Source organism: Thalassotalea marina (assembly GCF_014656435.1).
In the GTDB taxonomy this organism is placed as follows: Bacteria; Pseudomonadota; Gammaproteobacteria; order Enterobacterales; family Alteromonadaceae; genus Thalassotalea_C; species Thalassotalea_C marina.
Genome location: NZ_BNCK01000006.1, coordinates 108,916 through 121,883, shown reverse-complemented (window position 1 = coordinate 121,883; position 12,968 = coordinate 108,916). Strand labels below are relative to the sequence as shown.

The window sequence follows — 12,968 nt, the reverse complement described above, 5'->3', positions numbered from 1 at the left end:
CCCTAATTATCCTGTACTTTTTCTGATTTTTATCAAAGATTAGCCTCGCAACTTTGCACTTTGCCTGTTAAACCCGTATCCTTTGCACGTTTGTTTATGTGTTAGAAAGGAGCACGACTAAATGAATGCCGAACAACAAAATTCTACAAAGGGCATTGATAAATTTCTTAATGGAATAGAGAAGGTAGGTAATAAATTACCTGATCCTGCGATGATATTCCTTTTTGCGATGTTATTGATTTGGGTACTATCTGCCATCTTCTCACAATTAACATTTTCAGCAATTGACCCTCGTACTGACGCACCAATTGTTGTTAATAACCTGCTAACCGGTGATGCACTAGCTGGGTTTCTAGCATCAATGGTTAAAACATTTACGGGATTTGCTCCACTTGGCGTGGTACTTGTTGCTATGTTAGGTGTTGGTGTTGCTGAACATTCAGGTTATATCAATACTGCGTTAAAATTGATGCTTAAACGCACGCCAAAAATGTTGTTAACACCGTCTGTTATTTTGATCGCAATTGTCAGCCATACTGCAACTGATGCCGGTTATGTACTTGTTATCCCACTAGCTGGTGTTATCTTTTTTGCTATGGGACGTCATCCTTTAGTGGGGATTGCTGCAGCATTTGCCGGTGTAAGTGGTGGTTTTAGTGCTAACTTTATTCCTTCAGGTATTGACCCTCTTTTACAAAGTTTCACACAAATAGGTGCGGAAACGATTGATCCAACAATTCAAGTAAACGCATTAAATAACTGGGCGTTTACCTCTGCATCAAGTTTATTTATTGTTTTACTTGGTTGGTATATCACTGACAAAATTATTGAACCACGCTTAGCTAACGTAAAAGTAGATGGTAATACTGATGATTTACCAAGCTTTGATGAAATTACTGATAAAGAAAGACATGGTTTTTATCTTGCGACTGCTGTAATGCTTGCCGGTATTGGTTTGTTAACCTACGCCGCTTGGGGCGCTGACTCACCACTTCGCGGTGCAACAGGCTCACTCACCGAATTCAGTGCACCATTGATGCAATCTATAGTACCGCTTATTTTCTTGCTATTTTGGGTGCCTGGCATCGTATATGGTTTTAAAGTGGGTACATTTAAGTCTTCTGGCGATATGATAGCGTCAATGACCAAAGCCATGAATGGTATGTCTTACTATGTTGTAATGGCATTTTTCTGTGCATTATTTATTGCTGCATTTAACCAATCAAACTTAGGTGCTTTGTTAGCCATTGAAGGTGCACAAGTACTGAAAGCACTATCGCTACCAAGTGCGGTTACTATTGTAGGTATTGTTTTCCTAACGGCTTTTGTTAACTTATTTGTTGGCTCAAGCTCAGCAAAATGGGCATTGTTAGCACCAATTTTTGTTCCTATGTTAATGCAGCTTGGTATTTCACCAGATCTTACACAAGCGGCTTACCGTGTAGGTGATTCAAGTTCAAACATCATTACGCCGTTAATGCCTTACTTCCCATTAGTGGTGGTGTATTGTCAAAAATACGTTAAAGACACAGGAATTGGTACGTTAATCGCAATGATGATCCCATATTCAATAGCCTTTTTAATTGGTTGGACTTTATTTTTATTAGCCTATTGGGGCATAGGTATTTCTTTTGATATACCTCTAGGTGTTCAATCATCTTATTCCTATCCAGGCTAATAACATGATTGTTAAATAATGAAAGAGCAGCTTAACAGCTGCTTTTTTTATATCGGTTAGATAAATTTTAGGCAAAAAAAAAGCTCGCTAATGGGATAGCGAGCCAACTTAAATCTCAAGTTGCTAGAAGGAATTAGTTCATTCCAGGAAACATGTCAGAGAGAATAGATAGCAAACTATCTAATCTACAAAATTAACTGGCTAATGATAAACTTTAGGGATAAAAGAAGTTTATCGGTGCGCTAGCTCAGAAAACATGTGTATTCTAGCCAAAACATTGATCTAGAACAAACGAGTTATTTTTATCTTTCACATTAGAAAAACTAATGTTACTCGATGCAGTTAAAACAGAGGTTTTGCAAATTTATTCATCTGTTTGCATAAATATGAAAATTATTTATTAATTCTTACAATTCGCGGCCTTCAGGGCTTGTTTGTCACCGCTGAAATCTATTAAGATAACGCCACAATAACAACTAGGTTCAGCCATACTTTATTTTATGCAACAAACCACAGCCGAATACCAAGTTAGAGTGTTTTATGAAGATACAGATGCAGGAGGCAACGTCTATCACGCTAACTATCTTAAATTTTGTGAGCGTGCTCGCACACAATGGTTACGAGATTTAGGTATAAACCAGTCATTTTTTTTAGAACAAAATGGCGGCTTTGTGGTCAGAAAGCTTGAAATGGATAACATGGCCTCAGCCAAGTTAGATGATTTACTTACGATTTCTACCACCATTCAAACATTAAAGCGTGCGAGTGTCACTTTTGTCCAAAAAGTGTATAACCAACAGCAAGAGTGTCTGTGTGAAATCAACGTAGTTGTAGCGTATGTTGATCTCAACCGTGCCAAGCCGTGTGCTATCCCAGCCGAAATATTAGGAGCTTTTAAAGGTGTCAGCTGAATTATCAATTTTAGATTTATTTTTACTTGCCAGCCCGTTGGTAAAAACCGTGATGTTAATTTTATTAGGGTTTTCTATCGCATCTTGGGCGATGATTATTCAACGTCGCAAAATATTAATAGCAGCGCGAAATCAACTACAACAATTTGAAGATAAGTTTTGGAGTGGGGCTGACTTAAGTAAGTTATACGCTGAAGTCACCGCAAGAGAACATATTGAAGGTATCGAAAGCTTATTTGTAGCTGGCTTTAAAGAATTTGCTCGTCTTAGAAAAAGCAATTTGAATACACCACAAGCCGTTGTAGATGGAACTCATCGTGCTATGCGTGTTGCACTTTCTCGTGAAGTAGACAACTTAGAAACCCATTTACCTTTTATGGCCACCGTTGGTTCAATTAGCCCTTACATTGGGTTGTTTGGTACGGTATGGGGGATCATGAATTCATTTATTGCCCTTGGTGCAGTAGAACAAGCAACGTTAGCAATGGTTGCTCCAGGTATTGCAGAAGCGCTTGTTGCCACTGCAATGGGTTTATTTGCGGCGATTCCTGCGGTAATGGCATATAACCGATTTACTCATAATGTAGAAAAACTTGAAAATAGTTATGGAAACTTTATGGAAGAGTTTTCTAGTATTTTGCAACGCCAAACTAGTGCCGCCCACAGCAATGCACAATAAAGGCGAGGTTTAACCTATGTATAACCGAGTAAGACGAAAAAAAGTAGCCGAAATTAACGTTGTACCTTATATCGACGTAATGCTGGTGTTACTGATCATTTTCATGGTTACGGCACCTTTGATCACGCAAGGGGTTAAGGTTGATTTACCCAAAGCAGATGCTGAGCCATTAAGTAAAGATCAAAAGCCACCGCTTGTTGCTTCTGTTGATGCCGAAGGAAATTATTATTTGGCCGTGGGTACAAGCAAAAACCAAAAGCTTTCAGGGGAAGAAGTTGCTTCGCTAGTGAAGGCACATTTGGCGAAAGCGCCTGATACGCCAGTGGTTGTTAATGGCGATGGTGCCGTATCGTACGATGCTGTGATTCAATTAATGGTGTTATTACAGAAGCAGGCTGGAGTGCCTTCTGTTGGTTTAATGACGGATTCACCGGAGAAATAATTGACGATGACTCCGTTTGCTAAAGCACTATCAATTAGCTTTGGCTGCCACCTTGTGCTGGCAGCTTTTTTGCTTTTTGCTAACTTCTCATTCACTCCTAAGCCAACGCCAAATGTCAATGTCGCACCAGTTGAACCAATCAAAGCGGTTGTTGTAGAACGAAAAGAAATTGAGCAGCAACTAAATAAGATCCGCGAAGATAAAGCCGCTGAACAACGTCGTGTCGCCGCTGCTGAAAAAGCAAGGCGCGATAAAGCTAGAAAGGCAGAGCTGGCTAAAAAACGTAAAGAAGAAAAAGCTCGTCAACGCAAAAAAGAACAAGAGCGTTTAGCCTTAGAAGCGAAAAAGAAAAAAGCAGCAGAAGAAAAGGCACGCCGCGAAGCTGAAGCAAAACGTCGCAAAAAGCTTGAAGATGATAAACGTAAAAAAGCAGCAGAAGAAAAGGCTCGTAAAGAACGCGAAGATAAAGCCAGAAAAGAACGTTTAGCTAAAGAAAAGGCAGAAAAAGCTGCGAAAGAACAAGCGGCGCGCCAACAAGCTAGACAAAGGCAAGTGGTCAGCGAACGTGATAAATTTGCCAGTTTGATCAAACACGTTATTACCAGTAACTTGTTAACCGATAAAGCAACCATGCAAGGTAAGTCGTGTCGAGTGAAGATAAACTTGTCACCATCTGGTTACGTTATTAACGTAACAACGCTGGGTGGAGACCAAGTTATTTGTAGAGCAACGTTAAATGCCATTAAACAATCAGGCAACTTACCGGTATCAAAAGATCCAGAAGTGTTTGAATTAATGCGCGAGATCAGTTTAACTGTTGCACCAGAGTTTAATTAAAACCCTAACTGAAAAAGAAATATGAAACGATTCAAACTATTTTTCTCCCTATTTTTTCTCTTAATGACAGCGAAAGCGTTTGCCTCGCTGGAAATTGTCATAACAGAAGGTATTGATGGTGCTCGCCCAATTGCTATTGTACCTTTCTCTTACAAAGGCCCTGGCCAGCTACCTGAAAATATTGCCAAAGTGATCAGCGATGATTTATTGCGCAGTGGTAAATTCAGCCCGATAAGCCAAATAAAATTCCCTCAATATCCAACTACAGATAAAGAAGTGGATTATGCTGCTTGGTCAACCGCAGGTGTTGAAAACGTTGTCATTGGTTCAATTGAACAAGCAGGTGCCGGTCGTTATAAAGTGACCTATCAGCTTATTGACGTGGTACGAGGCAAAATCACTGGTGGCCAAACACAAATGATGAGCAATGGTCAGTTGATCATGGCTTCAGATCATGTGTTAGAGCAAAGTACGGTAGAAATTAGCAGTAGCCAATTTAGACGCTACGCACACCGTATCAGTGACAAAATATATGAAACGTTAACCGGCACACGTGGTGCGTTTTTAACTAAAATTGCTTATGTGATCGTCAGAGACTCTGGTAGCTTCCCTTACCAGTTAGTTATCGCAGATTATGACGGTTACAACGAACATGTGTTGCTAAGCTCAAAAGAGCCGTTAATGTCTCCTTCATGGGACCCTACAGGCAACAAACTTGCTTATGTAACGTTTGAAAATCATCAAGCACAAATTTATGTGATTGATATTTACACAGGAAAGCGTAAATTAATTAGTTCATTCGACGGTATAAACAGCGCACCACGTTGGTCACCTGATGGCAAGAGTTTGGCCATGGTGTTGTCTAAAGATGGCAACCCAGAACTATACATCATGAACATTGCTACTAAAAAATTGCGCAGAATTACCCGAAATCGTGCAATAGATACAGAGCCAAGTTGGGCTCCTGATGGCAAATCATTGATATTTAGTTCAGAACGGGGTGGAAAAGCGCAGCTATATCGCGTAAATTTAGTGGACGGTAGAGTAAGACGACTCACTTTTGATGGCGAAATGAACTTAGGTGGTTCATTATCACCAGACGGTCGTCAACTGGTAATGGTCAACAGAACGCGTGGAAAGTATCACCTTGCTAAGCAAGATTTAGCCACTGGAACCTTCCAAGTGTTAACGCGTACTCGATTAGATGAGTCGCCAAGTATCGCACCGAATGGCGGCATGATTATTTACAGTACTTTGCACAATAACCGACAAGTTTTGAGCTTAGTCTCATTGGATGGTCGATTTAAAGCACGATTGCCTGCACTTAACGGTGAGGTGAAATCGCCAGCTTGGTCACCATTCTTGTAATAAAGTGTTTAGAATTAAAAAATTATTGAAACAATAAGGAAACCCTAAAATGCGCTTGAATAAAACTGTTAAAGCTCTTGCTGTGGCTTTACCTATGATGGCACTTGCTGCTTGTAGTTCAAATACAGAAACAGATGCAGATAGCCAAGTAGATACAAATGCACAAACAGAAACATCAACAACTGCGCAAGATAACGTTCAAGTGACTGCTGCACAACGTGCCGCTGAAATCGAAGAGCAAAAGCGTCAAGAATTAGAGCGTTTACGTTCTGAGCACATTGTTTACTTCGGCTTTGACAAATCTACAGTTGATGCTGACTTTGCAAACGTATTAGATGCACATGCAAAATTCTTATCTGAAAACACAAATGTTAGCGTTTTAATCGAAGGTCATGCTGATGAGCGTGGTACGCCTGATTACAACATTGCACTAGGTGAGCGTCGTGCTAAGTCTGTAGCAACTTACTTAGAAAACATGGGTGTTTCTTCTTCACAAATTTCAATCGTAAGTTACGGTGAAGAAAAGCCAATGGTAAGAGACCGTTCAGAAAGTGCTTTTGCTAAAAACCGTCGCGCTGTATTAGTTTACTAATTCAGGTGACATACAAATGAAACTAAACCAAGTTTTATTTGGCATGGTTATAGCTGCAGCTTGTACTCACGTACAGGCTGCTGAACCAGCCCCAGTCATTGATGCTTCCAGTAATGCCAGAAGCACCTCAGTCCAACCTGGTCACGAAGAACGTTTAGTTAACGTTGAACGTCAAATTGATATTTACAAGCGTAATCAAGTTAAAATGCAAACGCAGCTTGATGACCTACAAAACGAAGTCAATGAGTTACGCGGTGTTACTGAACTGCATAGCCATCAGTTGTCTCAAATTTTGGAGCGTCAACGCGAGCTATATCAAGAACTTGATCGTCGAGTTACTCAGGCCTTAAAACCAGCAAACGTACCTGTACAACAACCTGTTGTTGAACAACCTACAGCAAGCACTAGTGCTAACGTGTCAGAAAACGACGCGTACGATTACGCCGTTAACCTAGTGTTAAAAGAGAAAAAGTACGACGATGCTATTCCTGCCTTTCAACAGTTTATTGAGCAATATCCAAGTTCAAGTTATGCGGCTAATGCTTATTACTGGTTAGGGCAATTGTTGTTTAACAAAGGCGAATTAGCCCAAGCAAAAAATGCATTCAATGTAGTTGTGTCAGAATTCACACAATCAACAAAACGAAGTGACGCTATACTCAAGCTTGGCATGGTTGAGCAAAAACAAAACAACAATGCAAGAGCGCTAAACCTTTATCAGCAAGTGATTTCTGAATACCCAGGATCAAGCGCTGCAAAACTTGCGCAAACTCGTTTATCGTCGATCCAGTAGGTATTTGACGATAACTTGTTCATAATGTTTTCTTTTTAGGCAAACAAACGCATATTTCAAAAAAACTTAATTTTGTTGTTGCACTCAAGAAAATTATCAGTATCATATGCGGCGCGTTGGACGAGACGTTCAACGCAAGATAAATGTCGGTCGTTAGCTCAGTTGGTAGAGCAGTTGGCTTTTAACCAATTTGTCGAAGGTTCAAATCCTTCACGACCGACCACTTCTCACCAAAGTAAGTGGTTGGCATTTATCAGGTAGTACAAGATATCGGTCGTTAGCTCAGTTGGTAGAGCAGTTGGCTTTTAACCAATTTGTCGAAGGTTCAAATCCTTCACGACCGACCACCTCTCTTGGTGAACTAAATATCAACTACCCACGTACATCTTTATATTCGGTCGTTAGCTCAGTTGGTAGAGCAGTTGGCTTTTAACCAATTTGTCGAAGGTTCAAATCCTTCACGACCGACCACCTCTCTGAGGTGATTCAATATAAAACCGCAGTACATCATATATCGGTCGTTAGCTCAGTTGGTAGAGCAGTTGGCTTTTAACCAATTTGTCGAAGGTTCAAATCCTTCACGACCGACCACCTTCTTTATATTCATCCGTCACAAACAGCTGAAGTTATTCTTTAATACTAAGAATTTGAACCGAGAAGAAGGTTCACTAAATTGTCTGGAACAATTTAGAACGCGAAGCGGCCCGAAGGGTGGAGTATAGGGATATACGGAATTAATCCTTCACGACCGACCACCTTCTTTATATTCATCCGTCACAAACAGCTGAAGTTATTCTTTAATACCAAGAATTTGAACCTTCTTTAAAGACATTCATTATATCCATTGTATGCGACTGAAATAGTTCTGTAACGCTATCAAATTTTCAACTAACAGTAATTTTCAATAGCGCTATGCGCTAGAGACTAAAGATTAATGCCGTAGTTAATTTTTGAATTTACGACAAAATTTCGCTTTAGATTGAGTCTGTTTGTTATATAGAAGTAAGTTAGTACACATTTGCCCTAAGATTTCGTATAATTCACGCCGTTTTTATTAGGGCAGTAACAGAGTAAAATATGGCGCAAAGCAATTTAGCAGTAGATTTTGAGTTTAAGTTTCCGGCAAAACCAGCCAAGCTTTCTGATCAAGAAAAAGCTGAGTACAAATCGCGTATTAAACAGCTTTTAGTTAAAAAAAATGCCGTGCTGATTGCGCATTACTATACTGACCCAGAAATACAGGCGTTAGCGGAAGAAACCGGTGGTTGTGTTGCTGACTCACTAGAAATGGCGCGTTTTGGTAACCAACACCCAGCAGAGACATTAATTATTGCTGGTGTTAAATTCATGGGTGAAACAGCGAAAGTGCTTACCCCTGAAAAAACTGTTGTGATGCCAACGTTAGAGGCGACCTGTTCTTTGGACTTAGGCTGTCCAATTGAAGAGTTTAACGCTTTTTGTGATCAACACCCTGATAGAACGGTAGTGGTATACGCCAATACATCGCCAGCGGTAAAAGCACGCGCTGATTGGATCGTTACATCGTCTTGTGCCCTTGAAATTGTTGAGCACTTAGATGATAACGATGAAAAAATTCTGTGGGGCCCAGATCGTCACTTAGGCAACTACATTCAAAAGAAAACAGGCGCAGACATGCTCATGTGGCAGGGCGCTTGTATTGTGCATGACGAATTTAAAACCAAAGCGTTAAAAGATATGAAGGCATTGCATCCAGATGCAGCCATTTTGGTACACCCTGAATCACCAGCTGAGATTGTAGAGTTAGCTGACGCAGTGGGTTCAACAAGTCAGCTTATAAAAGCGGCGCAAGACATGCCAAATAAAAAGTTCATCGTGGCAACAGATCGCGGCATATTTTACAAAATGCAGCAACTATGCCCAGATAAAGAGTTTTTTGAAGCGCCAACGGCTGGTGAAGGCGCAACTTGTAGAAGCTGTGCACATTGTCCGTGGATGGCAATGAATGGCCTTAAAGCAATTGAAGAAGCATTAATTGATCCAACAGGCAAAGAAGTGTTTGTTAGTGACGAAGTACGCATAGGCGCGCTTAAATCAACTAACAGAATGCTCGACTTTACTGCATCAATGAAACGATAAGCGCTTTTTTGAGCAAACAGCTAATTAATCGAAAGAAAGCCTTGCTATAGCAGGGCTTTTTTTCTACCATAGCGCAGCTTTTTTTGAGCAATAATCAGTTTTCACTTGCTTCAAAAAAACAATTCAAAATCAAATTTAGGTGACGTGTCCGAGTGGGGCGTTACCGCCCGGGAAAAGCACTGCTTTTTCAGGTAAGGGCAGACATTCATGGACGAATGGCTTGGGTGCCGATCATCATGGACGTGTTTATGCCAAGTCGTAAAAATTAGAATATAGGTGACGTGTCCGAGTTGCTGCCAAGGTTTTAAACACGCCTAGGCGTGCTCAGCCCAATCACCCAGTGACGATAAACACTGTAAAAACTTTATCTTACAATCTGAATCAAATATAGGTGACGTGTCCGAGTTGCTGCCAAGGCTTTAAACACGCCAAGGCGTGCTCAGCCAAATCACCCAGTGCCGATAAACACTGTAAAAACTTTATCGTACAAACTGAATCAAATTTAGGTGACGTGTCCGAGTTGCTGCCAAGGTTTATACCACGCCTGGCGTGCTCAGCCCAATCACCCAGTGACGATAAACACTGTAAAAACTTTATCTTACAATCTGAATCAAATATAGGTGACGTGTCCGAGTGGCTGAAGGAGCACGCCTGGAAAGTGTGTAAAGGGCAACCTTTCGAGAGTTCGAATCTCTCCGTCACCGCCATATAAAAGAACCTGCTTTATGCAGGTTTTTTACGTTATGAGCTAACGAAAGAGATGAGAACGCGAGAGTTCGACAATTTGGTCAGGAATCAAATTGAATGCAAAGCACCCGAAGGGGAAAATACATGGATGTATTTTATAATCTCACCATGCTCTTCATTATTTTCGCCATATAAAAGAACCTGCTTTAAGCAGGTTTTTACGTTATTTGCTAACGAAAGAGATGAGAACGCGAGAGTTCGACAATTCGGGCTGGAACTAAATTGAATGCTTGCCCCCTAACAGGACAATTTACTGAATCATTTCTTTTTATCTTAAAAATCCATCTTCTTGCAGATTTTCTCTTTATCTAGTCGTTTAAACATGTCGTTACATTTGCTCAGCTAAAATAAGGCTGAAATACCTTTATTATCAGCTCAGCGGTAATGTGTTTTTTATCTCATCTTTTTTAAACTTTGTTTTAGAGTGGTTTTCTTGCCATAAGTTTGTCGACTTATTGATGAGTTTTATCAACGTTGGAAAAATCGAGGTGCATATGGAATTAAGCAGAAGAGGTTTTTTAAAAGTTTCTCTTGGCAGTGGGGGAGCTCTATTGTGTAGTCTGAATTTTCCTGTGCGTTCGGCAGACAACAATACCAGTTTTCAGGCAAATATTTATTTGCGTTTTAACGCTGATGGGACAATTGTTTATCGAGACACAAAGCCTGAAATGGGGCAGGGGATTTCGACCGGGTTGGCGATGGTAGTTTGTGATGAACTTGGAGCCGACTGGAGTCAGTTTATTATTGAGCGCCCACCTCTTACTGCATTTACTGCAATTGAACACTCATTGGAATCTTCTGCGGGCAGTAACGGTATGCTAACTGCGTATTTGCCATTGCGCCAAGCTGCAGCAAATCTTAGGCAGCTTTTTGTAGAAAGTGCTAGTCAATATTGGCAATGCGCCCAAAGTGAATGCAAGGTATCAAATAGCAAAGTTATGCGGCGTGGAACTGATGAGTTTTTACCGTTTATTGAATTGTATGACTCTGTGATAAAAAGAAATGTCCCTGCAAACGCACCATTAAAAAACAATGTAGATTTAAAACTTATCGGTAATCCGCTTGCTATTATCGAAAACAAAGATATCGCAGCTGGTAAGCAAAAGTTCTCTATCGATATTCAATTAGACAATATGGTTCACGCCAGTATTGAACGAAGTCCAACAACTGATAGTGATTTATTGTCTGTGGACGACAGCCAATGTCGCCAATTAAATGGAGTGATAGCGACAATAAAAATGCCTGCTTTTCCTTTCAAAACTAGTGCTGAAAATAAATGGCAAGAAAAGTATCGAGGCACTAAAAGTGGTGTGGCGGTCATTGCGCAAACAACCTGGCATGCAATGGAAGGTCGGAAACGTTTAAAACTTTCATGGTCAAAAAGTAAATACGAGGGGCATGATGACTTGCGTATCAAAAAGGACATGCAAGATATTTCGTTAGATAACATTCGCGATATAGTCTCCCATGGTGAGGTACAAAATGAAATTTCAAAAGCTCCATCAAACAAAATATTTACCAGTCAATATTACAATCCTTATCAAGAAAACGCGCATATTGAGCCTCTTAATGCCGTTGCTAACTACGATGGAAAAAAGCTAACCTTGTGGGCGGGCAGCCAGTCACCTACGTTAGCAATAGACTATGTGGCTGAGTGCACGGGAATTTCCAAGAAAAACATCGTTATTCACTCTATGCGCTCCGGTGGTGGGTTTGGTAGACGTTATTTCTACGATTTTGTCGTTGAAGCGGCATACTTAGCGGTGAAATTACAAAGGCCAGTAAAAGTAACATGGTCTAGGCAAGATTGTATTAAACATGGGCGCTATCACTTAGCGAGAATAGATGAACACACGATAATGTTAGATGAAGATAGTAACCCTGTTGCATGGGATTCATTAACGCGCAGTGGCAATAATTACGGTTGGCTTGCGAGAAATAATATGTTGGATTATTACGCAGGTAATACTACTCATCGCTCCTCCCGTCATGCAGAAGGAGACAGTTTAGTGTTATTGCCTGGATCTTGGCGCAGTGTTGATGCGCACCCTCAGGGCCTAGCAAGAGAATGTTTTATTGATGAGGTTGCGGCAAAATTAGAAGTTGACCCTATAGCCTTACGTAAACAATGGTTATCTCAAAAAGCCGTTTTTACAAAGGAGAAAGGGCTAAATGAATCATCTTTTAATAATCGAGTTAAAGTTCGAGACCAGTTACGTTTTGTTTTAGAGCAAGCTGAAAAAATCACAAATTGGCAAAAGGAACTTAGCCCAAATCAAGGTAAGGGGATTTCTCTTAGTTACTTTTATGGCACATTTGTTTGCCAAATAGCATTTGTGAGTAGCAGAGAAGATAAAGTACAAATTGATGAAATTGTTTGTGTATTTGATTGTGGAAAGGTGATTAATCCTCAACTAGTTAAGTCGCAGATTGAAGGAAGTATTATTTGGAGCTTGTCGGCACTTAAAAACCCCGCGATTCAAGTTCTCGATGGTAAGGTTGTGCAGTCAAACTTTCACGATTACCCCGTTTTAAGAACAAACGATGTGCCCAATATACAGATTCATTTAATGGAAAGTGAGCGCGCTCCCAATAGGGTTGGAGAATCCGCTGTGCCAGATACAGCTCCCGCCGTATTAAATGCAATATTTAATTTAAACGGCAAAAGATACAAAGAATTACCTTGTCCAGTATTGGCTTAAAAGTGACTTTATGGCAGCTCAAAAGCGTACAGAGCTGCTTAGATTTAAACCTTTTAAAACGAAGACGACACTTAAGATTATAAAACTAAAAATTAGGGTTA

General features: G+C 40.4%; 10 protein-coding genes and 5 tRNA genes. All 15 read left to right on the top strand.

Annotated elements, in window-relative coordinates:
• Nucleotides 1-121: 121 nt before the first annotated feature.
• The 15 genes from IE199_RS13850 (at nucleotide 122) to IE199_RS13780 (ending at nucleotide 12,867) form a co-directional block, all read left to right on the top strand.
• On the top strand, nucleotides 122-1,678 hold the full coding sequence (locus tag IE199_RS13850; RefSeq protein ID WP_189771608.1) for an AbgT family transporter: 1,557 nt from the start codon (nucleotides 122-124) through the stop codon (nucleotides 1,676-1,678).
• Nucleotides 1,679-2,178: 500 nt separating this feature from the next.
• Nucleotides 2,179-2,589 (top strand): tol-pal system-associated acyl-CoA thioesterase, encoded by a 411-nt coding sequence (gene ybgC / locus IE199_RS13845; protein ID WP_189771606.1) that lies wholly within the window; start codon nucleotides 2,179-2,181, stop codon nucleotides 2,587-2,589.
• The gene (gene tolQ, locus IE199_RS13840) at nucleotides 2,579-3,268 is read left to right on the top strand and encodes a protein TolQ (RefSeq protein WP_189771604.1); all 690 of its coding nucleotides are present in this window, start codon (nucleotides 2,579-2,581) and stop codon (nucleotides 3,266-3,268) included. Before ybgC ends, tolQ begins: the two co-directional genes overlap by 11 nt.
• Nucleotides 3,269-3,284: 16 nt before the next feature.
• A complete protein-coding gene (gene tolR, locus IE199_RS13835; protein WP_189771602.1) occupies nucleotides 3,285-3,710 on the top strand; it encodes a protein TolR in 426 nt (141 codons plus the stop codon).
• 6 nt (nucleotides 3,711-3,716) lie between these two features.
• The gene (tolA, locus tag IE199_RS13830) at nucleotides 3,717-4,547 is read left to right on the top strand and encodes a cell envelope integrity protein TolA (RefSeq protein WP_229854747.1); all 831 of its coding nucleotides are present in this window, start codon (nucleotides 3,717-3,719) and stop codon (nucleotides 4,545-4,547) included.
• Between the two features lie 21 nt (nucleotides 4,548-4,568).
• Nucleotides 4,569-5,915 carry a Tol-Pal system beta propeller repeat protein TolB gene (gene tolB, locus IE199_RS13825; protein WP_189771598.1) on the top strand — a complete coding sequence of 449 codons (1,347 nt, stop codon included), beginning with the start codon at nucleotides 4,569-4,571 and terminating at the stop codon, nucleotides 5,913-5,915.
• Between the two features lie 49 nt (nucleotides 5,916-5,964).
• The gene (pal, locus tag IE199_RS13820) at nucleotides 5,965-6,507 is read left to right on the top strand and encodes a peptidoglycan-associated lipoprotein Pal (protein WP_189771596.1); all 543 of its coding nucleotides are present in this window, start codon (nucleotides 5,965-5,967) and stop codon (nucleotides 6,505-6,507) included.
• Between the two features lie 16 nt (nucleotides 6,508-6,523).
• Complete coding sequence (gene ybgF / locus IE199_RS13815; protein WP_189771594.1) at nucleotides 6,524-7,300, top strand: tol-pal system protein YbgF; 777 nt, start codon at nucleotides 6,524-6,526, stop codon at nucleotides 7,298-7,300.
• Nucleotides 7,301-7,447: 147 nt separating this feature from the next.
• Nucleotides 7,448-7,523: transfer RNA gene (locus IE199_RS13810), tRNA-Lys, on the top strand.
• Between the two features lie 48 nt (nucleotides 7,524-7,571).
• A tRNA-Lys gene (locus tag IE199_RS13805) sits at nucleotides 7,572-7,647 on the top strand.
• Nucleotides 7,648-7,695: 48 nt separating this feature from the next.
• A tRNA-Lys gene (locus IE199_RS13800) sits at nucleotides 7,696-7,771 on the top strand.
• Between the two features lie 44 nt (nucleotides 7,772-7,815).
• Nucleotides 7,816-7,891 (top strand) — tRNA-Lys (locus tag IE199_RS13795).
• Between the two features lie 486 nt (nucleotides 7,892-8,377).
• Nucleotides 8,378-9,418 carry a quinolinate synthase NadA gene (gene nadA, locus IE199_RS13790; RefSeq protein WP_189771592.1) on the top strand — a complete coding sequence of 347 codons (1,041 nt, stop codon included), beginning with the start codon at nucleotides 8,378-8,380 and terminating at the stop codon, nucleotides 9,416-9,418.
• A gap of 619 nt (nucleotides 9,419-10,037) precedes the next feature.
• Nucleotides 10,038-10,125, top strand: a tRNA-Ser gene (locus IE199_RS13785).
• 534 nt (nucleotides 10,126-10,659) lie between these two features.
• On the top strand, nucleotides 10,660-12,867 hold the full coding sequence (locus IE199_RS13780) for a xanthine dehydrogenase family protein molybdopterin-binding subunit (protein WP_189771590.1): 2,208 nt from the start codon (nucleotides 10,660-10,662) through the stop codon (nucleotides 12,865-12,867).
• Nucleotides 12,868-12,968 lie beyond the last annotated feature (101 nt).

Excerpts from the sequence above, each read along its gene's own strand:
- tolB (WP_189771598.1), top strand. The coding sequence starts at position 4,569 with ATGAAACGATTCAAACTATTTTTCTCCCTATTTTTTCTCTTAATGACA.
- ybgF (WP_189771594.1), top strand. The coding sequence starts at position 6,524 with ATGAAACTAAACCAAGTTTTATTTGGCATGGTTATAGCTGCAGCTTGT.
- pal (WP_189771596.1), top strand. The coding sequence starts at position 5,965 with ATGCGCTTGAATAAAACTGTTAAAGCTCTTGCTGTGGCTTTACCTATG.
- IE199_RS13850 (WP_189771608.1), top strand. The coding sequence starts at position 122 with ATGAATGCCGAACAACAAAATTCTACAAAGGGCATTGATAAATTTCTT.
- ybgC (WP_189771606.1), top strand. The coding sequence starts at position 2,179 with ATGCAACAAACCACAGCCGAATACCAAGTTAGAGTGTTTTATGAAGAT.
- IE199_RS13780 (WP_189771590.1), top strand. The coding sequence starts at position 10,660 with ATGGAATTAAGCAGAAGAGGTTTTTTAAAAGTTTCTCTTGGCAGTGGG.
- tolA (WP_229854747.1), top strand. The coding sequence starts at position 3,717 with ATGACTCCGTTTGCTAAAGCACTATCAATTAGCTTTGGCTGCCACCTT.
- nadA (WP_189771592.1), top strand. The coding sequence starts at position 8,378 with ATGGCGCAAAGCAATTTAGCAGTAGATTTTGAGTTTAAGTTTCCGGCA.
- tolR (WP_189771602.1), top strand. The coding sequence starts at position 3,285 with ATGTATAACCGAGTAAGACGAAAAAAAGTAGCCGAAATTAACGTTGTA.